24 protein-coding genes are annotated in these 20,606 nt (G+C 74.9%); 12 read left to right on the top strand and 12 right to left on the bottom strand.

The window, feature by feature from the left end:
- Position 1 precedes the first annotated feature (1 nt).
- Complete coding sequence (locus MF672_RS33900) at positions 2 to 427, bottom strand: nucleoside deaminase (RefSeq protein ID WP_242383705.1); 426 nt, start codon at positions 425 to 427, stop codon at positions 2 to 4.
- Positions 424 to 1,278: an LLM class flavin-dependent oxidoreductase gene (locus MF672_RS33895; RefSeq protein WP_242383704.1), complete on the bottom strand. Its 855-nt coding sequence runs from the start codon at positions 1,276 to 1,278 to the stop codon at positions 424 to 426. Before MF672_RS33895 ends, MF672_RS33900 begins: the two co-directional genes overlap by 4 nt.
- 93 nt (positions 1,279 to 1,371) lie before the next feature.
- On the opposite strand from MF672_RS33895, the gene MF672_RS33890 reads away from it, so the two are divergent.
- Positions 1,372 to 1,830 carry an Lrp/AsnC family transcriptional regulator gene (locus MF672_RS33890; protein ID WP_242383703.1) on the top strand — a complete coding sequence of 153 codons (459 nt, stop codon included), beginning with the start codon at positions 1,372 to 1,374 and terminating at the stop codon, positions 1,828 to 1,830.
- Here the strand turns inward: MF672_RS33890 and MF672_RS33885 are convergent.
- From MF672_RS33885 to MF672_RS33875, 3 genes are read right to left on the bottom strand one after another with little or no spacing between them, the layout of a single operon-like run.
- Positions 1,827 to 2,186, bottom strand: coding sequence for a hypothetical protein (locus MF672_RS33885; protein WP_242383702.1), 360 nt, complete (start codon positions 2,184 to 2,186; stop codon positions 1,827 to 1,829). The two genes, MF672_RS33890 and MF672_RS33885, sit on opposite strands and share 4 nt — an antisense overlap.
- Before the next feature lie 2 nt (positions 2,187 to 2,188).
- Positions 2,189 to 3,094 carry a WXG100-like domain-containing protein gene (locus tag MF672_RS33880; protein ID WP_242383701.1) on the bottom strand — a complete coding sequence of 302 codons (906 nt, stop codon included), beginning with the start codon at positions 3,092 to 3,094 and terminating at the stop codon, positions 2,189 to 2,191.
- Positions 3,091 to 3,519 (bottom strand): YbaB/EbfC family nucleoid-associated protein, encoded by a 429-nt coding sequence (locus MF672_RS33875; protein WP_242383700.1) that lies wholly within the window; start codon positions 3,517 to 3,519, stop codon positions 3,091 to 3,093. The genes MF672_RS33880 and MF672_RS33875 overlap by 4 nt, the downstream gene beginning before the upstream one ends.
- 85 nt (positions 3,520 to 3,604) lie before the next feature.
- Here MF672_RS33875 and MF672_RS33870 point away from each other — a divergent pair, with 85 nt between their 5' ends.
- A complete protein-coding gene (locus MF672_RS33870) occupies positions 3,605 to 4,315 on the top strand; it encodes an SDR family oxidoreductase (RefSeq protein ID WP_242383699.1) in 711 nt (236 codons plus the stop codon).
- A 14-nt stretch (positions 4,316 to 4,329) separates the two neighbouring features.
- On the opposite strand, the gene qcrB is transcribed toward MF672_RS33870, so the two are convergent.
- The gene (gene qcrB / locus MF672_RS33865; RefSeq protein WP_242383698.1) at positions 4,330 to 5,952 is read right to left on the bottom strand and encodes a cytochrome bc1 complex cytochrome b subunit; all 1,623 of its coding nucleotides are present in this window, start codon (positions 5,950 to 5,952) and stop codon (positions 4,330 to 4,332) included.
- 147 nt (positions 5,953 to 6,099) lie between these two features.
- Here qcrB and MF672_RS33860 point away from each other — a divergent pair, with 147 nt between their 5' ends.
- A complete protein-coding gene (locus MF672_RS33860) occupies positions 6,100 to 6,597 on the top strand; it encodes a hypothetical protein (protein WP_247815550.1) in 498 nt (165 codons plus the stop codon).
- Here the strand turns inward: MF672_RS33860 and MF672_RS33855 are convergent.
- The 3 genes from MF672_RS33855 to MF672_RS33845 are packed head-to-tail and all read right to left on the bottom strand — an operon-like array spanning position 6,560 to position 7,831.
- Positions 6,560 to 7,102, bottom strand: a complete 543-nt coding sequence (locus tag MF672_RS33855) for a hypothetical protein (RefSeq protein ID WP_247815549.1) — start codon at positions 7,100 to 7,102, stop codon at positions 6,560 to 6,562. The genes MF672_RS33860 and MF672_RS33855 overlap by 38 nt on opposite strands.
- Positions 7,099 to 7,335: a hypothetical protein gene (locus MF672_RS33850; protein ID WP_247815548.1), complete on the bottom strand. Its 237-nt coding sequence runs from the start codon at positions 7,333 to 7,335 to the stop codon at positions 7,099 to 7,101. Before MF672_RS33850 ends, MF672_RS33855 begins: the two co-directional genes overlap by 4 nt.
- Entirely contained in the window at positions 7,322 to 7,831 is a 510-nt protein-coding gene (locus tag MF672_RS33845) for a SigE family RNA polymerase sigma factor (protein WP_242381740.1), read from the bottom strand. Before MF672_RS33845 ends, MF672_RS33850 begins: the two co-directional genes overlap by 14 nt.
- A 114-nt stretch (positions 7,832 to 7,945) precedes the next feature.
- Here MF672_RS33845 and MF672_RS33840 point away from each other — a divergent pair, with 114 nt between their 5' ends.
- On the top strand, positions 7,946 to 8,848 hold the full coding sequence (locus MF672_RS33840) for a hypothetical protein (protein ID WP_242381741.1): 903 nt from the start codon (positions 7,946 to 7,948) through the stop codon (positions 8,846 to 8,848).
- Positions 8,849 to 9,049: 201 nt separating this feature from the next.
- Positions 9,050 to 10,333 (top strand): cytochrome P450, encoded by a 1,284-nt coding sequence (locus MF672_RS33835; RefSeq protein ID WP_242381742.1) that lies wholly within the window; start codon positions 9,050 to 9,052, stop codon positions 10,331 to 10,333.
- Positions 10,334 to 10,394: 61 nt separating this feature from the next.
- Here the strand turns inward: MF672_RS33835 and MF672_RS33830 are convergent, their stop codons facing one another.
- Genes MF672_RS33830 through MF672_RS33820 form a run of 3 tightly spaced genes read right to left on the bottom strand, consistent with a single transcriptional unit; the run spans position 10,395 to position 12,344 of the window.
- Positions 10,395 to 11,042, bottom strand: a complete 648-nt coding sequence (locus MF672_RS33830; RefSeq protein WP_242381743.1) for a TetR/AcrR family transcriptional regulator — start codon at positions 11,040 to 11,042, stop codon at positions 10,395 to 10,397.
- A gap of 22 nt (positions 11,043 to 11,064) precedes the next feature.
- Entirely contained in the window at positions 11,065 to 11,964 is a 900-nt protein-coding gene (locus MF672_RS33825; RefSeq protein ID WP_242381744.1) for a cation diffusion facilitator family transporter, read from the bottom strand.
- Positions 11,964 to 12,344, bottom strand: a complete 381-nt coding sequence (locus MF672_RS33820; protein WP_242381745.1) for an ArsR/SmtB family transcription factor — start codon at positions 12,342 to 12,344, stop codon at positions 11,964 to 11,966. The genes MF672_RS33825 and MF672_RS33820 overlap by 1 nt, the downstream gene beginning before the upstream one ends.
- A 116-nt stretch (positions 12,345 to 12,460) precedes the next feature.
- Here MF672_RS33820 and MF672_RS33815 point away from each other — a divergent pair, with 116 nt between their 5' ends.
- The 7 genes from MF672_RS33815 to MF672_RS33785 all read left to right on the top strand — a co-directional run bounded on the left by MF672_RS33815 (position 12,461) and on the right by MF672_RS33785 (position 20,557).
- Positions 12,461 to 13,246 carry an IclR family transcriptional regulator gene (locus MF672_RS33815; RefSeq protein ID WP_242381746.1) on the top strand — a complete coding sequence of 262 codons (786 nt, stop codon included), beginning with the start codon at positions 12,461 to 12,463 and terminating at the stop codon, positions 13,244 to 13,246.
- The gene (locus MF672_RS33810) at positions 13,243 to 14,106 is read left to right on the top strand and encodes an SMP-30/gluconolactonase/LRE family protein (protein WP_242381747.1); all 864 of its coding nucleotides are present in this window, start codon (positions 13,243 to 13,245) and stop codon (positions 14,104 to 14,106) included. The genes MF672_RS33815 and MF672_RS33810 overlap by 4 nt, the downstream gene beginning before the upstream one ends.
- A gap of 11 nt (positions 14,107 to 14,117) precedes the next feature.
- Entirely contained in the window at positions 14,118 to 14,966 is an 849-nt protein-coding gene (locus MF672_RS33805; protein WP_242381748.1) for a fumarylacetoacetate hydrolase family protein, read from the top strand.
- Between the two features lie 39 nt (positions 14,967 to 15,005).
- On the top strand, positions 15,006 to 17,846 hold the full coding sequence (locus MF672_RS33800; protein ID WP_247815547.1) for an FAD-binding and (Fe-S)-binding domain-containing protein: 2,841 nt from the start codon (positions 15,006 to 15,008) through the stop codon (positions 17,844 to 17,846).
- The gene (locus tag MF672_RS33795) at positions 17,839 to 18,597 is read left to right on the top strand and encodes an IclR family transcriptional regulator (protein ID WP_242381750.1); all 759 of its coding nucleotides are present in this window, start codon (positions 17,839 to 17,841) and stop codon (positions 18,595 to 18,597) included. The genes MF672_RS33800 and MF672_RS33795 overlap by 8 nt, the downstream gene beginning before the upstream one ends.
- A gap of 94 nt (positions 18,598 to 18,691) precedes the next feature.
- Positions 18,692 to 19,774 (top strand): alanine racemase, encoded by a 1,083-nt coding sequence (locus MF672_RS33790; protein WP_242381751.1) that lies wholly within the window; start codon positions 18,692 to 18,694, stop codon positions 19,772 to 19,774.
- A gap of 18 nt (positions 19,775 to 19,792) precedes the next feature.
- Positions 19,793 to 20,557, top strand: coding sequence for an SDR family NAD(P)-dependent oxidoreductase (locus MF672_RS33785; protein WP_242381752.1), 765 nt, complete (start codon positions 19,793 to 19,795; stop codon positions 20,555 to 20,557).
- Positions 20,558 to 20,606 lie beyond the last annotated feature (49 nt).

The raw sequence follows: 20,606 nt of genomic DNA, 5'->3' as shown, positions 1-20,606 counted from the left end.
GTCAGGTGTAGTAGCCCTCGACGGCGGCGCGGGCCTCGTCGTACAGGGCCGGGCCCTCCTGCGGCACCTCCGGCCAGCCGCCGCCCGGCTTGAGCGCGTCGAGCTGCTCCTCGGCGAGGGCGTAGACGACGCGGCCGAGGCCGCTGCGCCGGATCGCGCCCGTGCACATGCCGCAGGGCTGGCAGCTGGTGAACATGGTGGTGGCGGCGGCGGTGGCCGGGTCGAGCTCGCGAGCCGCCCAGCGGGCCAGCTTGAGCTCGGGGTGGGCGCTGATGTCGCCGCCGGTGATCGTGGTGTTGCGCTCCTCGGCGAGCACGTTGCCCGCCGCGTCCGCCAGCAGCGAGCCGAACGGCGGGTCGCCCGCCGCCCGCGCCTCGCCGGCCAGCTCGATCGCGCGGCGCAGCAGGCGTTCCTCGTCCGGTGTCATGGGTGCTCCCTTCGGGGGTGGAGGTTCATCCGGTCGGCGACGGCGGCGAGCATCCGCCACTTGGCCGCCGGGTGCAGGGTCTCGCCGGGGTCGCCGTCGAACGGGTCGAGGACGACCGTGTCGGCGCCGAGCAGGCGCAGCTCGTCGAGGTCGGCGGCCACCTGGTCGATCGTGCCCTCGCCGGCCAGGCGGTCCGGGCCGGTGACGGGCGCGTCGGTGATCCGCAGGACGACGCGCGGGGCGAAGCCGGGCACCGGCCGCTCGCCCGCGATCGCCGCCATGCGCTCCACGGCGGCGCGCAGCCACGGCAGCGTGTTGCGCAGCGGGTGCCAGGCGTCGCCGAGGCGGACGGCCCGGCGGATGCCGGCGTCGCTGTTGCCGCCGATCCACAGCGGCAGCGGCCCGGCCCGGTAGTCCTCGGTGTCCTCGCGGGCGGCCCGCAGCGCGCGGAGCACGTCGTCGGTCAGCTCGCCGCGCCGCTCGAACGGCACCCCGAGTGCCGCGAACTCCTGCCGCGCCCAGCCGGAGGCGATGCCGAGGACCAGCCGGCCGTCGCTGAGCCGGTTGAGGTTGGCGGCCATGCGGGCGGTCAGGAGCGGGTGCCGGTACGGGGCGATGAGCACGGTCGTGCCGAGCCGGAGCCGTTCGGTGACGCCGGCCAGCCACGACAACGTGGTGAACGGCTCGTAGAACGGCGCCGGGTACTGCTCGGCCACGTCGGGCGTCACCACGACGTGGTCGGAGACCATGAGCAGGTCGAAGCCCAGGCCCTCGACGGTCTGCGCCCACGCGCGCAGCGCGCCCGGGTCGGTGCCGGGGCCGAAGTTGGGGACGTTCACGCCTAGTCGCACCGCTCCAGGCTATCCAGGTGATCATGCCCGAGGTAAGGGGTTTCTCCCGGCGCAGGCCGCGATCGGCCGGGGATCCGCCGGTATCTTGGCCGCATGGCCGAGAATCTCGACGCGACCGACTGGGCGATCCTGGCCGAGCTGCAGCAGGACGGCCGTGTCCCGTTCACCGAGCTCGGCCGGCGGGTGAGCCTCAGCTCGTCGGCCGTCACCGAGCGCGTGCGGCGGCTGGAGTCGCTGGGCGTCGTCACCGGCTACCACGCCGAGGTCGACCTGGAGAAGGTCGGGTACGCGGTGCTCGCCGTGGTGCGGCTGAAGTACCCGGGCAACCGGCACGAGCCGCTGCGCCGGCTGCTCGGCGAGCGGACGGAGATCCTGGAGTGCCTGCGCACCACCGGCGACGACTGCTACACGCTGAAGGTGGCGGCGGCGTCCATGGGGCATCTGGAGCGGCTGATGGGCGAGCTGGCCGAGTTCGGCAGCACGACGACCAGCGTCGTCTACAGCCGGCCGCTCCCCTACCGCGGCCCGCGGCGGCCGCCCGGCGCCTGCTAGCCCGTGCCCCACACGGGCCGGCCGGGGTCGGCCGGCGGCAGCCGTTCCAGGATCGCGGCGATGCTCTCCCAGTCGGCCACGTCCACGCTGGCCGCCATGAGGCGCAGCCGCGCGGCGATCTCGCGGTGCGCGCCGAGCCACGCCTCCGTGCCGGCCATGATCTGGCCGGTGACCGCCTCGTAGCCGCCCGCGCCGCCCTGGCCTTTGAAGAAGGCCGCGCCCTCCTTGCCGTCGCCCCGGAAGTCGCCGATGGCCTCCAGCTCGCGGGCGGCGCCCGCGACGAACCGGGCCAGCTCCTCCCGCTCCTGGTCGAAGACGTCGGCCACGGAGCGGAGCCGGCGCTTGTGCACCTCCATGCTCAGCCTCCCGCCGGTTTGTGGGCCATCGTGAAGTACAGCAGGATCCGGCCCAGGGTCTCCTTCCAGGTGGGCACCAGCTCCTCGCCGGACTGCCCGTTCATCGCGTCGTAGGAGGGGCCGTAGCCGAGCGAGCCGCCCGCGAGCCGGCTGAGGAAGTACTGCACGTCGGCGTTGCCGCTCGCCCGCCTGGCCAGCGGCGCGGCGGCGTCGAACACCCCGTAGAAGGCGACCGAGGCGGCGAACTCCTTCAGCGCCTGCTCGGCGTTGTCCGCGAGCGAGCCCGGGTCGTCGCCGCGCGCCGCCTTGACCCCCGCCACCACGGCCACGTCGCCGACGGCGAAGAAGGCGCTGCCGATCGTGTACTCGGTCAGCTTGGCCGCCACGATCCTCGCGATGTTGTGCTCCAGCAGCCTGGCCAGCAGCCCGGCCTGGGCGCGGCGCATGAGGAACTGGGTGATCTGGTACGCCGCGCCCGCCTGCCACGGGAAGGTGGTGATGAAGACGAAGCTGGCGAAGTTGGCCAGGGCCAGCGTCCAGTAGGCGTGCCTGGCGGTCTCGATCGCGTCGGCGAACGCGGCGCAGGCCGCGCCGTTGTCGCGGCAGCGGCGGGCGAGCCGGGCGGCGTAGCCGCTCTCGGGCGGCTCGGGGTAGAGGCCGGGCGTGACGGCCTTGCGGAAGGCGTGCGCGCCGGGGTCCTCGGTGCCGCGCCACACCGACGCGGCGGCCTCGTACGTGCGGCCGGGGCCGGCCTCGACGCGGTCGGCCAGCCGCGTCCAGACGGCGGCGGCGCGGCGGGCCTTGTCCGGGTCGCCCTCGGGGTAGTCGACGGCGAGCATCTGCAGGACGAACGCGGCGATGCCGACGGTGCCGAGACCGTAGACGCTCGCCCGGCCGGCGCTGATCACGTCGCCCGCCGCGCCCGGCCACCGGGCCGATCCGCCGGGGGCGCGCCCCGGTACGGCGTGCCCGGGGAGCGGGTCGCGCCCGGGGACGGCGCGGTCAGCGGCGTGCCGGACAGGAACGGGGCGGCCAGCTCGGCGGCCTGGTCCCCGGCGGCGCGGGCCGCCCGGGCGGCGGCCCGCAGGATCTCCGCGGCGAGCTCGCCGGAGCCGAGGCGCATGGCGCGCGGGTCGATCACCAGCCCGGTCAGCGCCCCGGTCTGCGACGCCTCGGCGACGATCCGCCCGTCCGCGGCCTCGCCCCGCCCTCTGACCTCGCCGAACCCGTCGCGCAGCGCCTCGATGGCCGCGACGTCCCGCTGGTAGCCGTCCATGAGCCTGGCGAGCTCGGGATCGCCCGCGGCGTCGAACGGCCCTGCCGGTGATGTCATCCCGTCCCCTTTCTCATGATCCCCACCATATACCGGCAAGCCAGTAGGAAATACAGGTTATATCCGGTGTGAGAGGGTGCGGGGCATGAAGGTCATCGTCGTGACCGGCGCCACCCGCGGCATCGGCCAGGGCCTCGCCGCCCAGTTCGCCGCCCGCGGCCACCAGGTCGTCACCTGCGGCACCACGGGCGGCGACGTGGTCGCCGACGTGTCCGACCGCGAGCAGGTGCGCCGGGTATGGGACACCGCCGTCGACCGGCACGGCCGGGTGGACCTGTGGATCAACAACGCCGGCGTCACCCAGCCCCGCCTGCCGCTGTGGGAGCTGTCCCCCGCCGAGACCCGCCACGTGCTCGACGTCAACCTGCACGGCGTCGTCAACGGCTGCGCGGTGGCGATCCCCGGCATGGCCGCGCAGGGCCACGGCCACGTCTGGAACATGGAGGGGCTGGGCAGCGACGGCCGCACCGTGCCGGGGCTGGCCCTGTACGGCGCGAGCAAGCGGGCGGTCACCTACCTCACCGGGGCGCTGGCCAAGGAGGTGCCCGCCGGGGTCTCGGTCGGGCTGCTCAGCCCCGGCATGGTGCGCACCGACCTGCTCCTGCGCGACGCCCGGCCCGGGGCGAGCCGGGTGTTCGCGCTGCTGGCCGACCCGGTGGAGACGGTGACGCCGTGGCTGGCCGAGCAGGCGCTCGCGCGGGCCCGCAACGGGGCGCACGTGCGCTGGCTGACCCGCCGCAAGATCCTCGCCCGCTTCGCCCTGGCCCCGTTCACCCGGCGGCGGACGCCGCTCTGACCAGCCCCTCCCGGTCAGCGGGTGAGCGAACGGTCGTGGCCGGCGTCGCCGTCCAAGGGCACCTTCTCGCCCCCGTACGCGGCCGACATCCGGGCCCGCAGCCTGCCGAGCGGGCGGCGCAGCCCGTCCGGCGGGACCGCTCCCCCGCCGGCCGCCCGCGCCGCGGGGAGCGCCGGCACCGGCCGCTTGGCGCGCAGGCGGGCCGCGGCCTCCTCGTCGAGCGGGGCGTGCGCCTCGGTGAACGCCCCGTGCGGCAGCCGCCTGATCACCCCGGTCGGCACGCCGTGCCCGGCCAGCTCGGCGTCGGCGCGCTGCAGCCCGAGGCAGATCCGGTAGGTGACGACGTAGGCGAGCGCGGGCCCGGCGAACACCAGGACCCGCCCGGCGTAGGTGATGGCGTTCAGGCTGACGTGGAAGGTCGAGGCCAGCTCGTCGTTCGCGCCGAGCAGCCACAACACGCCGTAGAAGACGACGACGGACATGCCGATCGCGGTGCGGTGCGGGTGGTCGCGCGGGCGCTCCAGCACGTGGTGCTCGCGATGGTCGCCGGTCAGCCACCGTTCGAGGAACGGGTAGAGCGCCATCCCGGTGAGGACCAGCCCCAGCGGCACCAGCGCCGGGACGACCACGCTCAGCGGGATCGTGCCCGCGTGGGCGGAGCCGAGGAGGTTGAGCTCCCAGGCGGGCATCAGCCGCAGCGCGCCCTCCAGGAAGCCCAGGTAGAAGTCGGGCTGGGAGCCGGCCGAGATGTCGGCCGGGCTGTAGGGGCCGTACAGCCAGACGGGGTTGATCTGGGTGAGGCTCGCCAGCCCCGTGACCGTGCCCAGCGTGAAGAGGAAGAACGCGGCCGTCTTGGCGGCGAACGACGGGAACAGCGGCGCGCCCACCACGTTCGCGTCGGTACGGGACCGGCCGGGCATCTGCGTGTGCTTCTGCACCCACATCAGCACCAGGTGCACCGACACCAGCGCCAGCAGCACCCCGGGGATCAGCAGGATGTGCAGCGAGTAGAACCGGGAGACGACGTCCTCGCCGGGATACTCCCCGCCGAACAGCAGGAACGTCAGGTACGTGCCGACCAGCGGCAGCGAGATCAGCACGCCCTCGGTGACCCGCAGGCCGGCGCCCGACAGCAGGTCGTCCGGCAGCGAGTAGCCGGTCAGGCCCTCCAGCAGGGCGATCGCGAGCATGGTGACCCCGATGAGCCAGGTCAGCTCGCGCGGCTTGCGGTAGGCGCCGGTGAAGAACACCCGCAGCGCGTGGATCATCATGCCGCCGATGAACAGCAGGGCCGACCAGTGGTGCATCTGCCTGAGCAGCAGCCCGCCGCGCACCTCGAAGCTGAGCTCCAGCGTCGAGGCGTACGCCTGCGACATCGCCACGCCGCGCAGCGGGGCGTAGACCCCGTCGTAGACGACCTCCCCCATGCTCGGCTTGAACCAGAACGTCAGGAACGTGCCGGTGAGCAGGAGGATGACGAAGGAGTACAGGGCGATCTCGCCCAGCAGGAACGACCAGTGGTCGGGGAAGATCTTGCGCAGGTTGCGGTTGACCAGGGGGGCCGCGCCCAGGCGCTCGTCCAGGAAGGACGAGGTCCGGGCGACGGCGCCAGGGACCGTCCGCGGTCCGGTCTGCATGGGTGATATCCCTTCTGTCCGCGTTCGAGAACAAGACGAACGGGGACGCGGGACTGTGACATCGGCCACGGCGTGTCACAGCGGCGGCACGGCTCCCGTCTTTACGGGTGACCGGCGCACAACCTGCAACGCACGGCGAGGTGACCCATGGCGACGTCCTCACACATCGAGCCCGGTTCATGGCGGATCGTCCTGGAGGCGACCGAGGTGCGGCTGACCACGAGCGGGCGCAAGGGGCTGCGGCTGCTGTACGCGCCGCCGCGCCTCGACGGCTCCTTCTACCTGCGGCCGGGCGGACCGGCGGACGCGGACCCGCGGCCCGGGGGCGGGCTCGCGGGCTTCGACCTGCGGCTGCCGCTCGCCGCGCCGCGCCGGGGCGAGCCGCCCGCGCTGCTCTGGGAGGCGGCGGAGCTCGACCGCGACGGGCACGGCCGGCTGCGGTTCGGCGGCCGGGAGCTGCGCGCGCCGGTCTCGGCGGTGTGCGCGGCGGTGCCCGGCGGGCGGCCGTACGTGAAGATCGTCCTGGAGACGGTCTTCTCCTCGGCGGACCTGCGGCTGCCGGCCACGGCCGGATGGCTCCGGCCGCGGCCGGTGACGCTCCGGCTGTTCAGTGAGATCCGCCCGGCGACGGCAGCGTGGAGGTGAGCCCTTCGCCGACCCTCCTCAGCTCGGCGGTGACGGCCCGGTCGCCGGAGAACCCGGCGGCGTACGCGGGACTGAACATGATCTCGGCCCGCTGGCCGTCGCCCATCGTGAGGAAGAGCGTCGGCGTGCCCTTCGTGCCGTCCTCGCCGACGTTCTGCACGACGAGGTAGCCGGGCCGGCCGCCGACGGTGACGTCCTCGCCGTCGTTCTCGTCCCGGTAGGAGCGGACGCGGTCGTCCAGTTCCTGGACGGCGGCGTCCTCGTAGACGAAGATCTGCACGCAGTAGAAGCCGCCCGGGTCGCCCGCGTAGTCGTAGGAGACCGAGTACCGGTCGCCGCCGTCGAGGGACCAGCGCGACCAGCGCAGGCGCTCGGGCAGGTAGCCGACCCTGACGTGGCCGAACGCGCGCCCGTCGCCGAGGTCCCCGAGGCTCGCCGGTTCGGACGGCGTGAGCGGGACGTCGTCGACGGCGGGCGGTTCCGCCGTCGCGGCAGGCCCCGTCACGGCGGACCGGGTGGCGGCGGGCGGGCCGGCGACCGTGCCGCCGGGGCGGTGGCGAGCCAGGCGGCGGGCCCGGCGGCCGTCACGACCGCCGCCGCCGCGGCCAGCGCCGCGATCCTGCCCCGCCGCGCGGCCCGCGAGCGGCGGGTCACCCGCTCCACCAGGTCGGGCGCGGCGTGCAGCCGGGCGGTCTCCTCCGTCATGAGCCGCCGGATCTCGTCCTCAAGCGCGGGCATTGCCGATCACTCCTTCCGTCTTCCGGCCGAGCGCCGCGCGGAGCTTGGCCATGGCCTTGGACGCCTGGCTCTTGACCGTGCCGGTCGAGCAGCCCAGCACCTCGGCGGTCTGTGTCTCGCTCAGGTCCTCCCAGTACCGCAGCACGACCACGGCGCGCTGCCGGGGCGGCAGGGCGCGCAACGCCTCCATCAGCACGTGCCGCAGGTCGGCGTCGACCGCGCCGGCGGGCGTCTCAGGCGGGCTGTGCGTCGGGACGATGCTGAGGATCGCGCGGCGGCGGGCGCGGCTGATGGCGGCGTTGACGATCACGCGCCGCACGTACGGCTCCGGGCTGTCGTGCCGGATCCGGTCCCAGTTGCGGTAGGTGCGCTCCAGGGCCGTCTGCAGCAGGTCCTCGGCCTCCGTCTCGTCGCCGCAGGCCAGGTAGGCGGTCCGTAGCAGGCTCGTGGCGCGCGCGGCCACGAAGGCGCCGAAGTCGTGTTCCCCGCCGTTCACGGGTGTCCGTCCGATTTCACACCTCCTCATACGCCCGGGCCCGCGCCGGGGTTGCCCGCGCACGGATCATCGCGCGCGGGCAACCTCGCGGGCCCGCCGGGCGTATGGACGGTCGTGAACCTCAATCCTTCGACACGCATCCGCAAGCGCGCGACCGCGCCGGCCGCGCTCGCCGCCGCCCTGGCCGTCGGCGCCGCCGCCCTGAGCGGGCCGGCCGCCGCCACGCCCCCGCAGGGCGCCTACTGGCACACCAGGGAGCTGACGGAGACCGTCCTGCCCTGGACGTTCGGCCCGAAGAGCGACACGTACCTGCTGGTGCAGCGGCGGGTCTTCGAGGAGTGGCACGCGCCCGGCGGCCGGTGGTGGTACGGCGTGCGGGACCTCGGGGTCGCGCCGCGGACCGCCGCCGACCGGAAGGCGTGGCAGCGCGACGGCTCCCCCGGCACGTGGCGGGAGACGACGGACGGCAGGAGCGTGAAGCTGTCCGCGCGGCCCGCGCGGGGCACGCTGCGCGAGCAGCCCGCCCGGGACGAGTACCTGCTGGGCGGGCAGCGGCTGACCTACGACGAGGTGCAGCGCCTGCCCGCCGACCCGGACCGGCTGAAGGCGTGGCTCACCGAGGCGGCGCGGACGTCCCGGGTGCCGGACGAGTCCGTCGGCGCATGGCTCGCCGGCGTCCTGCCGGAGCTCCTGCACTCCCTGCCCGCGCCGCAGGAGGTCCGCGCGGCGGCGTACCGGGCGCTGCTGACGCTGCCGGGCGTGCGCGCGGACGGCGCCGCCGAGGACGGGCTCGGCAGGCCGGGCACGGCCGTGGTGACCAGCCGCACGGACGGGAAGGGCGCCGGCGCGACCGTGGTCCGGCTGCGGCTGGTCGTCGACACCGGGCGGATGACGCTGCTGGCCCGGGAGCAGAAGCTCACGCACGGCGGCGAGGTGCTGTGGCCGAAGACGTACGTCGCGACGATGGCCGAGGCAGGCTGGACGAACACCCCGCCCGTCGTGCCGGCCCTCCCCTGACCTCCGCCCGGGACCGCCCGCCGGCGTCGATTGACCGGGCGGCGGACGTGAGCGATAGTCACGTCATCCGGCTCGATCAACGAGGATGGTGAGGACGTGCGAGTGTTGCGCCAGGTGACCGCCCGCCTGTTCGGCAGGTCCCGCGTCGGCGGCAAGTACCCCTACTGGCCCTACCACTACGACAAGTAACCGGCCCCGCCCGTGGACGCGGCACGGCCGCCGGGCCCGCGCGGCCACTGGCTGCTGGGCAACGTCGCCGACTACGACCGGGACCGGATCGCGTTCCTGCGCCGGAACCACCGTGAGCACGGCGACGTGTTCTCCTTCGACGGCCGGACCGTCCTCACCGCCGACCCGCGCCTCGCCCACCAGGTCCTGACGGCGACCAACCGCGACTACGTCACGGAGCCGCCGCCGTTCGCCGGAGGGGTGGCGCCGCGCGAGGCGGACGAGACGGTCCGGTCGTGGATGCGGGCGCGCCGCGTCCTGCGGCCCGCGCTGACCGGCGCCGCCGCCGCCGCGCCGGACGCCCGGACGGTCGCGATCCTGGACGACGTCCTCGGCCGGACGGCGGGCCGGGAGAGCGACGTGCTGCCGCTGATGCTCGACGTCACCGGGCGGGCCGTCGCCGGGCTGTGCCTCGGCCCGGACGCGGCGGGCGTCCCGGAGCTGCTCGCCGAGGTGCACGCTGCGCTGCTGCCGTTCGAGGAGGCCGCGCTCCGGCTGCCCGCCTGGCTGCCGCTGCCGCGCACCCGCCGCTTCCTGCGCGCCCACCGCCGCCTCACCGGGACGCTGACCGCGCTGATCACCGCCCGCCGCGCCACCGCACCCGGGCACTTCCCGCTCCCCGGCCCGCAGCCGCGGGACCTGCTCGGGGTGTTGCTCGGCGCGCGGCCCGCCCTGAGTGACGGCGAGGTGGCCGCCGCCCTGTGGTCGGTGCTGGTCGGCGGGCACGGGGTGCCGGCCGCGGCGCTGACCTCCCTGGTACGCGAGCTGGCCCTCCGTCCCGAGCTGGCCGCCGCCCTCGCCGCCGAGGCCGGGCCGCCGGAGCAGGCCCCGCGGGCGATGCTGCCGCTCGCCGAGGCGGTCGTCCGGGAGACGCTGCGCCTGACGCCCCCGGCGTGGACCATGAGCAGGATCGCCCGCGTCCCGGCCGGCCTCGGCCCGTGGCGGCTGCGCCCCGGCGACGAGGTGCTGTGCACGCCGTACCTGATCCACCGGGACCCGCGCTGGTGGCCGCGGGCCGAGGAGTTCGACCCGTCGCGCTGGCGCGACGCCCGCCCGGCGCCCGGGACGTACCTGCCCTTCGGAGCCGGGCCCCGCTACTGCCTCGGCTCGGCGCCGGCGCTGCGCCAGCTCACGCTCGCCGCCTCCCGCCTGGCCCAGCGGTTCCGCGTGGAAGCGCCGGGCGCGGCCGCGGCGGCGCCCGCGTTCTCCGGGCGGCTGGCCCCGGCGGGCCTGCGGGCCGCGTTCCACCCGCGCTGAGGTCAGCCGTCCCCGTACCAGTGGGTGAACCCGTCCTCGGCCCGCCGGGCGGGCGCGCAGGTCAGCGGACGGGCGCCTCGCACAACGCCACGATCACCTCGACGAGGCTGTCGGCGGTGGCGTCCCAGGTGGGGTGGAAGGTGGGGGCGTGCGCGGCGAGGGCGCGCTCGCGCTCGGCGCACATCTGCGTGACGAGGTGCCTGGCCATGAGGACGCGTTCCCGCCGCACCCGCGGCGGCAGGCCGGCCAGGGCCCCGGCCAGCCCGTCGCGGAACGAGCGGAGAACGGGGGCGGCGACCAGGGCCTCGTCCACCATGATCGCCCTGAGCGCGGGGTCGGCCATGACCTGCGCGGTGAAGCGGGCGTACCAGGTGGGGCCGCCGAGCGCGTCGAGGTGCCCGGTGAACGGGCGGACCAGGCACGCCACCCAGTCGCGCAGGTCGGTGGAGCCGGCGATGCGGGCCGTCATGCGCGCCCGGATGACCTCGATCTGCTCGGCGTGCCTGCGGGCGATGGCGCGGACGAGGTCGGTCTTGGCGCCGAAGTGGTAGCTGACGGCGGCGTTGTTGCCCTGCCCGGCGGCCTCGCTGATCTGCCGGTTGCCGACGGCGTGCATGCCGCGCTCGGCGAACAGCCGCTCGGCGGCGGTCAGCAGCGCCTCCCGCGTCGCGCTGACTTGCTCGTCGCGCCGCCTCGTCCTGCCGCTCATGCGTGGTTCACCGCACTGGCGGTCACCAGCCGACCTCGTCGCAGCCGGTGTGGTCGTGCGGCTCGACCTGGAGGGTGGCATGGGCGACGCCGTGGCGGCGGCGCAGCAGGTCGCGGGCCTGGTCCAGCACGGCGTGGTGGTCCTTCTGGTCGGCGGTGACGAGGTGGGCGGTGGCGACGTTCATGCCGGAGGTCAGCGTCCACAGGTGCAGGTCGTGCACGTCGCGCACGCCCTCGATGGCGGCCAGGTCGGCGGCGACGGCGGAGGCGTCGAGCCCCTGCGGGACGTGCTGGCCGAGCACGGCGAAGACCTCCCGGCCGAGCGCGACGGCCCGCACGGCGACGAACACGCCGATGGCGAGGGCGATCACGGTGTCCCAGAGCGCCTGGCCGGTCGCCGCGACGAGCCAGCCCGCGACGATGACGCCCACGGACCCGGCGGTGTCGGCGACCACCTCCAGGTAGGCGCCCTTGACGTTGAGGCTCTCGCGCGCGCCGGCGCGCAGCAGCGCCAGCGCGACGAGGTTGACGACGAGGCCGAGGGCGCCGACGACGAGCATCGGCCCGGAGGAGACCTCGGCGGGCCCGCCGATCCGACCGATCGCCCCGGCGGCCACGTAGAGCGCGACGCCCAGCATGAGCACGACGGCCAGCAGGGAGGCGAACACCTCGGCCCGGTAGGAGCCGTAGCTGCGCCGCCCGGTGGTGTCGGGGCGGGTGGCGATGCGGGTGGCGACCAGCGCCGCGCCGAGCGTGACGACGTCGGCGGCCATGTGCCCGGCGTCCGACATCAGCGCCAGCGAGCCGGAGACCAGGCCGTAGACCAGCTCGACCACGAAGAAGCAGCCGATCAGCGCGAAGGACAGCGCCAGCCGCCAGCGGTGCCGCCCCGCCGCGTGCCCGTGCCCGTGCCCGGCGCCCATCAGCCGTCGCCCTCGCGCTCGGGGTGGATGGCGTCGGTGTGCTCGGTGTGGGCGAGCGCCAGGTCCAGCAGCATCCGCACGTGCGGGTCCTCCAGCCGGTAGTACGCCATCCGGCCGGCGCGGCGGGCCGCGACGATGCGGTGCGCGCGCAGCAGCCGCAGGGCGTGCGAGACGGCGGACTCGCTCTGCCCGGTCACCGCCGCGAGGTCGCACACGCACAGCTCGCCGTCCAGCAGGGCGACCAGCAGCTTCAGCCGGTTGGTGTCCGAGAGCAGGCCGAAGACGTCGGCCGTGTCGGCGAGGTCCTGGACGGCGGGCATGCGGTCGGTGACGGCGGCCACCCGGTCGGCGTCCACGACCCTGACGGCGCACCCGTCCACGGCCAACACACTCCCATCTGAAGAACTGTTCATATATCTATTGTGTCGGCCCGCCGGAGGTTGTCAAAGGCGTGGCGAACTTTCGTTAGGCGGAACGATGGTCTAATCTTCGGAACGTGTCGGCACAGACCCCCTTCGACCCGGCCGCCGAGCCCCGGCTCGTCGGCTCCGACCGCGTGCTCGCGGTCCTGGCCGAGCTGGCCCGCCACCCTGACGGCATCGGACTGGAGGAGATGGCGCGCGCCGTGGCCAGCCCGAAACCGACCGTGCACCGTGCGCTGGCCTCGCTGCGCCGGGCCGGCTTCGCCGCGCAGCACGGCCACGGCCGCTACGTGCTGGGCGACGAGTTCCTGCGGATGGCCTTCGCGCACCACGAGGCGCGGCCGGACCACGTCCGCGTGACGCCGATGCTCAAGGCCCTGTGCGAGCGGCACGGCGAGACCGTGCACTACGCTGTGCTGGAGGGCGCCTCGGTCGTTTACCGGTCCAAGCTGGACCCGCCGATGGGGGCGGTGCGGCTGACGTCCGTGGTGGGCGGGCGCAACCCGGCGCACTGCACCGCCGTCGGCAAGGTGCTGCTGGCCCACGCGCTGCCCGACGAGGACGCCGTCGCCGCCTGGGCGGCCGGCCGGACGCTGGAGCGGCCCACCGAGCGCTCCATCGGCACCGCCGGGGAGCTGCACGCCGAGCTGGCCCGGGTCCGCGAGCGGGGCTACGCCGTGGACGACCAGGAGAACGAGCCGGGCGTCAACTGCCTGGCCGTGCCGGCGTACCTGACCTCGCCGACGAGCCCGAGCGGCGCGATCAGCATCAGCGGCCTGGCCTACCGCACGCCGCTGCGCGCGCTCGTCGACGACCTGCCCGCCATCCTGGCCATCGTCTCAGGAGAGGACCCTTCGTGACCTTCACCGCCGTCCCGGCCTCGGCCGGCGTGCACGCCCTCGGCGAGGGCCCGGTGTGGGACGCCGCCCGCGAACGCCTGCTGTGGGTGGACATCACCGCCGGCGCCGTGCACGAGGGCCGGCTCGACCCGGGCACCGGCCAGGTCACCCCCACCGCGCGGCACGACTTCGGCTCCACCGTGGGCGCGGTCGCCGTCGCCGCCGACGGCACGCTGATCGTGGCCGAGCGGCACACCCTCACCCGCCTCGACCCGGACGGCGCCCGCGCCGAGCTGGCCCGGGTGCTGCCGCTGGACGCGCGCAGCCGGCTCAACGACGGCGCCGTGGACCCGGCCGGCCGGTTCCTGGTCGGCAGCCTCGCCCAGGACGGCCGGCACGGCCAGGAGGTGCTGGCCCGCCTGGACGCGGGCGGCGTCACCTACCTCGACACCGACCTGGTCCTGTCCAACGGCCTGGCCTGGATCGGCGACCGCCTCTACAGCGTCGACACGATGCCCGGCGTCGTCTGGGTGCGCGACTACGACGCGGAGACCGGGCGGACCGGCCCGCGCCGGGAGGCGTTCCGGATCACCGAGGGCCTGCCCGACGGCATGTGCGCCGACGCCGAGGGCAACCTGTGGATCGCCAACTGGGGGCTCGGCCGGGTCGAGTGCCGCACCCCGCGCGGCGAGCTGCTGGCCGTCGTCGAGACCGGCGCGGCGCACACCTCCTGCCCGGTCTTCGCCGGGCCGGACCTCGACGTGCTCGTCATCACCACCGCCACCCAGGATCTGCCCGATCCGGGCCCCGGCGACGGCCGCCTGTTCACCGCCGAGGTCGGCGTGCGCGGCCTGCCCACGCCCTACTGGAACCCCTTCTGAAAGAGACACCCATGCACCTCATGCGCATCGGCGCGCCCGGCGCCGAGAAGCCCGTCGTCCGCCTCGACGACACCCACTACGTCGACGTCTCCGACCTCACCCCCGACTTCGACGAGCGCTTCTTCGCCGCCGGCGGCCCCGCCCTGCTCACCGACGCCATCGCCGCCCGCCCCCGCCGCACCTTCGCCGGCGAACGCGTCGGCGCCCCCATCGCCCGCCCCCACCAGATCCTGTGCATCGGCCTGAACTACCGCGACCACGCCGCCGAGACCGGCCAGCCCGTCCCCGCCGAGCCCATCCTGTTCACCAAGTCCCCCAACACCCTCATCGGCCCCCACGACGACGTGCGCATCCCCCGAGGCGCGACCAAGACCGACTGGGAGGTCGAGCTCGGCATCGTCATCGGCCGCCGCACCTCCTACCTCGACACCCCGGAACAGGCCCGCGACCACATCGCCGGCTACTGCGTGGTCAACGACGTCAGCGAACGCGCCTTCCAGATGGAACGCGGCGGCCAATGGAGCAAGGGCAAGTCCGCCGAGACCTTCAACCCCGCCGGCCCCTGGCTGGTCACCCCCGACGAGATCCCCGACATCACCGACCTCGCCCTGTGGCTCGACGTCAACGGCGTGCGCCGCCAGACCGGCACCACCAAGACCATGATCTTCGACCCGTACGTCATCGTGCACCACCTCAGCCAGTTCATGGTCCTCGAACCCGGCGACCTCATCAACACCGGCACCCCGCCCGGCGTCGGCATGGGCCACCGCCCGCCCGTCTGGCTCCAGCCAGGCGACGTCATGGAGCTCGGCATCGACCGCCTCGGCACCCAGCGCCAGCACGTCGTCGGACCCCGCTAGCACCCGCACTCTCGAAGAAAGTCCCGGAAGAGCATGAGCGTGACCCGCCCAGAAGCCCGCCGTTCCGCCGCGCCCGCGCCCGACCCCGCCGTCCTGGCCCGGGTGGAGGCGGCGGTGCCGGGCATCGCCCGTACCCGGGCGAGCGACCGGCTCGGCATGGCGCACGACGCCTCGCACTACCTGCTCACGCCGCAGGCCGTGCTGGTGCCGCAGAGCGCCGGGCAGGTGGCGGCGCTGCTGCGGACCGGCCTGCCGCTGACGTTCCGCTCCGGCGGCACCAGCCTGAGCGGGCAGGGCGTCACCGAGCACCTGCTGGTGGACACCCGCCGGCACTTCAGGGACGTCGAGGTGCTGGACGGCGGCGAGCGGGTGCGGGTGCAGCCCGGCGCGGTGCTGCGCCAGGTCAACGCCCGCCTCGCGCCCTACGGCCGCAAGCTCGGCCCGGACCCGGCGAGCGAGTCGGCCTGCACGATCGGCGGCGTGATCGCCAACAACTCCAGCGGCATGACCTGCGGCACGCACGCCAACACCTACCGGACGCTGGAGTCGATGACGCTGGTGCTGCCGAGCGGCACCGTCCTCGACACCGGCGCGCCGGACGCCGGCGAGCGGTTGCGGGCGCTGGAGCCGGAGCTGGCGGCCGGGCTGGAACGGCTGCGCGACCGAGTCCGGAAAAATCCGGACTCGGTGCGGCGGATCGCGGCGCAGTTCTCGCTGAAGAACACCATGGGCTACGGCCTCAACAGCTTCCTCGACCACGACTCTCCCGAGCAGATCCTCGCCCACCTGGTCATCGGCAGCGAGGGCACGCTCGCCTTCGTCGCCGAGGCGGTGCTGCGCACCGTCCCCGCCCATCCGCTGGCCGCCACCGGCCTGCTCGTCTTCCCCACCCTGCACCAGGCGATGGCCGCCATGCCGGAGCTGGTCGCGGCCGGGCCCGCCGCCGTCGAGCTGCTGGACGCCGAGTCGCTGCGGGTCGCGCAGGCCGACCCGCAGGCCGGCGACCTGCTGCGCGCGCTCGCCGTGGACGCGCACGCGGCGCTGCTCGTCGAGTGGCAGGAGTCCGACCCCGGCGCGCTGGAGGGCCGCGAGCGGGCCGCCGGGGCCGTCCTCGCGGAGCTGGAGCTGGCCGCCCCGGCCCGGCTGAGCAGGGACGCGGCCGGCCGGGCCGCGCTGTGGCACATCCGCAAGGGCCTGTACGCCTCCGTCGCCGGGGCCCGGCCGAGCGGCACCACCGCCCTGCTGGAGGACGTCGCCGTCCCCGTCCACGCCCTGGCGGAGCTGTGCGACGACCTCACCGCCCTGTTCGCCGCGCACCGCTACGAGCGCAGCGTCGTCTTCGGCCACGCCAAGGACGGCAACCTGCACTTCATGCTCAACGAGCGCTTCTCCACCGACCTCGACCGCTACGCCGCCTTCACCGAGGACCTGGTGGAGGCCGTCCTGTCGAGGGACGGCACGCTCAAGGCCGAGCACGGCACCGGCCGGGTCATGGCGCCGTTCGTCCGCCGCCAGTACGGCGACGAGCTGTACGAGGTGATGCGCGAGGTCAAGCGGCTGTGCGACCCGGCCGGCACGCTCAACCCCGGCGTCGTGCTGACCGACGCGCCCGACGCCCACCTGCGCGACCTCAAGACCGTCGTCACCGTCGAGCCCGAGGTGGACCGCTGCGTGGAGTGCGGCTACTGCGAGCCGGTCTGTCCCAGCCGCGACCTGACCACCACACCCCGCCAGCGCATCGTGCTGCGCCGCGAGCTGGCCGCCGCCCGCGAGGCCGGCGACCACGCCCTCGCCCAGGAGCTGGCGGCCGAGTACGGCTACGACGCCGTGGACACCTGCGCCGTGGACGGCATGTGCGCCACCGCCTGCCCGGTCGGCATCAACACCGGCGACCTGACCAAGCGCCTGCGCGCCGAGCGGCACGGCCCCGCCGCCCGCGCGGCGTGGAAGAGCGCCGCCAGGCACTGGGACGGCGTCACCCGGGCGATGAGCCTCGCCCTGGACGCCGCGGCCGCCGTCCCGCCCGCGCTGCCCGAGGCCGCCGCCGGCGCCGCCCGCGCCCTGGCCGGCGCCGAGGCCGTCCCGCAGGAGCCGCGACCTGCCGCGCGGCGGATGCGCCGCCGCCCGGCCCCGAACGCCGGCGCCGACGTGGTCTACCTGCCGTCCTGCCTGAACACCATGTTCGCCCCCGCCGACGGCGGGCCGGGCGTGATGATCGCGTTCGCCCGGCTGGCCCGGCGCGCGGGCGTGCGGCTGCACGTGCCCGAGGGGATCGGCTCGTTGTGCTGCGGCACGCCCTGGTCGTCCAAGGGTCACGCCGGCGGCCACCAGGCCATGGCCGGCCGGGTCCGCGACGCCGTGCGCGCGGCGACCGGCGGCGGCCGCGTCCCGGTGGTCACCGACGCCGCCTCCTGCACCGAGGGCTTCCGCCGCCTCGGCCTGGAGGTGGTGGACGCGGTCGCCTACACCGCCGAGCACCTGCTGCCCCGGCTGACGGTGGAGCGCCGCCTGCCGTCCCTGGCCCTGCACCCCACCTGCTCCTCCACCCAGCTCGGGCTGGACGCCGCCATCGCCGCGGTCGCGGGGGCGGTGGCCGAGGAGGTGGTGATCCCGCGGGGCTGGCAGTGCTGCGCCTTCGCCGGCGACCGCGGCCTGCTGCACCCCGAGCTGACCGCCTCCGCCACCCGGGCCGAGGCCGCCGCCGTCGTGGCCGGGAAGTACGCGGCGCACGCCTCGGTCAACCGCACCTGCGAGCTGGGCCTGACCCGCGCGACCGGCAAGCCCTACCACCACCTGCTCGAACTCCTGGACCAGTGCACTGTTCCGCATGACGCGCTAGCATTCCATGAAGCGGAACAGAACGGAGAGAACAGTGGCTGAGGTGCAGTCCCCGGTGGGGAGCGTCGACCGCGCCCTGGTGATCCTCCAGGAGATCGGCAGGCACAGCAGGGGCGTTACGCTCGACGAGCTCGCCACCCGGCTCGGGCTGCCGAAGAGCTCGCTACACCGGCTGCTCGGCGCGCTGAAGCACCGGGGGTTCGCCGCCCAGCCCGAGCCGAGCGGGCCCTACTTCCTCGGCACCGAGCTGCTGGCCACGGCCTTCCGCTTCTACGAGTCGATGGACCTGCGCACCGTCGTGCGCCCGCTGCTGCTGCGGGTGAGCGAGGAGTTCGCCGAGACCGTGCACATGGCCGCGCTCGACGGCGCCGAGGTCGTCTACCTCGACAAGGTGGAGGCGGTCCGGTCGATCACGATGACGTCGGTGATCGGGGGCCGCAACGCCGCCCACTGCACGGGCGTCGGCAAGGCGCTGCTGGCCTGGACGTACCCGACCGACGAGGCGATCAAGGGCTGGGCGGAGCGGTACGGCCCGCTGTCGGGCCGCACCCGCGCCACCATCACCCAGCCCGCCAAGCTGGCCACCCACCTCGACCAGGTGCGCCGCCGCGGCTATGCCCTCGACCTGGAGGAGAACGAGCCGGGCGTGCGCTGCGTGGCGGTGCCGGTGTTCATGGGCCGCAGCACACCGGTGGCCGCGGTGAGCGTGACCGCGCTGAAGGACCGCATGTCGCCGGCCCGCATGGAGGAGATCGGCAACGGCCTGCGCCGCGCGGTCACCGAGCAGGCCTGACAAACACGGCGATTCCGGCATACGGAACGCTAGTGCGCAATACGGAATGAATGCTATCTTCGGGAGGAACTTCCTCCCGAGGAGCCGTGCATCCATGTTTCCCGAGCTCGACACCCCGTCGCTCGTCATCGACCTCGACGCGGTCAGGGCCAACGTCGCCGAGATGGCCGGGGCGGCCGCCAGGAACGGCGTCCGGCTGCGCCCGCACGTCAAGACCCACAAGATGCCCGAGCTGGCGCGCCTGCAGCTCGACGCCGGCGCGGCCGGCATCACCTGCGCCAAGCTCGGCGAGGCCGAGATCATGGCCGACGCCGGGATCGACGACATCCTGCTGGCCTTCCCGATCTGGGGCGAGCCGAAGCTGCGCCGCCTGGCCGCGCTGCGCGAGCGCGCCCGGGTGCGGGTGAGCCTCGACTCCCCCGAGGTCGCCGCCGGGCTCGGCAGGCTGGGCGGCCCGCCGGTCGAGGTGCTGGTGGAGGTGGACACCGGCCAGCACCGGCTGGGCCGCCCGCCGGGCCGCCCCACCGCCGACCTGGTCGCCGAGATCGCCGCCGTGCCCGGCGTGGAGGTCGTGGGCCTGCTGACGCTCGCGGGGCACGCCTACCACTCCCGCACCCAGGAGGAGCTGGCCGAGACCGCCCGCCGCGAGGGCCAGGACCTGGTGGACACGGCCGAGCTGTGCGCCAAGGACGGCATCGAGCTGCGCGAGATCAGCGTCGGCTCCACCCCCACCGCCCGCCACGCGGCCGGCGTCGCCGGGGTGACCGAGATCCGGCCGGGCACCTACATCTTCAACGACACCGCGATGATGCGCCTCGGCGTGGCGACCGAGGCGACGGCGGCGGCCCGCGTGCTGTCCACCGTGATCGCCCGCTCCACGCCGGAGCGGGTCGTCTTCGACGCCGGCACCAAGTGCCTCACCTCCGACGGCCTCGGCTCGCCGGGCTGGATCAGGGCCGCCGGGTTGCCGTACCTGCACATGGACTTCCTCAACGAGGAGCACGGCGTGGCCCGGCTGGAGGCCGGGCACCACGGCGAGCTGCCGGTCGGCACGCGGGCGCAGCTCATCCCGAGCCACGCCTGCTCCACCGTCAACATGTTCGACGTCGCCTACGGCGTCGAGGCCGGGCGGGTCACCACCGAGCTCCGCGTCGCCGCCCGCGGCGCGGTGCGCTGAAAGGGAAGAGGGGACGTCATGCGGGGACTCGCGGGCAAGCGGGTACTGGTCAGCGGCGGGAGCAGCGGCATCGGCGCCGCCACGGCCCGCAGGTTCCTGGAGGAGGGCTCGCGCGTCGTGCTCGGCGGGCTCGACCCGGCCGAGGTGGCGGCGACGGTGGCCGAGCTGGCCCCGCTCGGCGAGGTGAGCGGCATCCCCGGCGACGTCAGCGCGGAGGCCGGCGCGACCCGGCTGGTCGAGGGGGCCGTCGCCGCGCTGGGCGGCCTCGACGTGCTGGTCAACAACGCCGGCACGGCGTGGCGGGAGCCGTTCCTGGAGATCACCCCGGCGCACTGGGACACCATCATGGCGGTGAACCTGCGCGGCATGTTCCTCGTCGCCCAGGCCGTCGCGCGGCGCCTGGTGGAGCAGGGCACCGGCGGGGTGATCCTCAACATGTCCTCCACCAACGGCCTCGGCGGCGAGGCCGACTACGCCCACTACAACGCCTCCAAGGGCGGCGTGCTGCTGCTGACCAGGACGATGGCGGTCGAGCTGGGCAGGCACGGCATCCGGGTCAACGCGCTGTGCCCCGGCTACATCAGGACGCCGCTCAACGCCTCGATCGCGGCCGGCCTGGACGACGGCTTCGTCTCCGGCTACGAGCGCGACCACATCCCGCTGGGCCGGGCCGGGTTGGCGGAGGAGGTCGCGGCCGGGTACGCCTTCCTGGCCTCCGACGACGCGGCCTTCGTGCACGGCACCGAGCTGGTCATCGACGGCGGCCAGCTCGCCGTCATGTAGCGGCGGGCACGGGAACGGCCACCACGCGCGGAGCGTGGTGGCCGTCGCC

Origin of the sequence: Actinomadura luzonensis (assembly GCF_022664455.2) — a bacterium.
GTDB lineage: Bacteria > Actinomycetota > Actinomycetes > Streptosporangiales > Streptosporangiaceae > Nonomuraea > Nonomuraea luzonensis.
The sequence above is the reverse complement of the archived record's forward strand: the minus strand, read 5'-3'. Positions and strand labels throughout refer to the sequence as shown.

Coding starts and splice junctions, on each gene's coding strand:
- MF672_RS33900 (WP_242383705.1), bottom strand. CDS start 427: ATGACACCGGACGAGGAACGCCTGCTGCGCCGCGCGATCGAGCTGGCC.
- MF672_RS33890 (WP_242383703.1), top strand. CDS start 1,372: ATGGCCGAGAATCTCGACGCGACCGACTGGGCGATCCTGGCCGAGCTG.
- MF672_RS33885 (WP_242383702.1), bottom strand. CDS start 2,186: ATGGAGGTGCACAAGCGCCGGCTCCGCTCCGTGGCCGACGTCTTCGAC.
- MF672_RS33875 (WP_242383700.1), bottom strand. CDS start 3,519: ATGACATCACCGGCAGGGCCGTTCGACGCCGCGGGCGATCCCGAGCTC.
- MF672_RS33870 (WP_242383699.1), top strand. CDS start 3,605: ATGAAGGTCATCGTCGTGACCGGCGCCACCCGCGGCATCGGCCAGGGC.
- qcrB (WP_242383698.1), bottom strand. CDS start 5,952: ATGCAGACCGGACCGCGGACGGTCCCTGGCGCCGTCGCCCGGACCTCG.
- MF672_RS33860 (WP_247815550.1), top strand. CDS start 6,100: ATGGCGACGTCCTCACACATCGAGCCCGGTTCATGGCGGATCGTCCTG.
- MF672_RS33850 (WP_247815548.1), bottom strand. CDS start 7,335: ATGCCCGCGCTTGAGGACGAGATCCGGCGGCTCATGACGGAGGAGACC.
- MF672_RS33830 (WP_242381743.1), bottom strand. CDS start 11,042: ATGAGCGGCAGGACGAGGCGGCGCGACGAGCAAGTCAGCGCGACGCGG.
- MF672_RS33825 (WP_242381744.1), bottom strand. CDS start 11,964: ATGGGCGCCGGGCACGGGCACGGGCACGCGGCGGGGCGGCACCGCTGG.
- MF672_RS33805 (WP_242381748.1), top strand. CDS start 14,118: ATGCACCTCATGCGCATCGGCGCGCCCGGCGCCGAGAAGCCCGTCGTC.
- MF672_RS33790 (WP_242381751.1), top strand. CDS start 18,692: ATGTTTCCCGAGCTCGACACCCCGTCGCTCGTCATCGACCTCGACGCG.
- MF672_RS33785 (WP_242381752.1), top strand. CDS start 19,793: ATGCGGGGACTCGCGGGCAAGCGGGTACTGGTCAGCGGCGGGAGCAGC.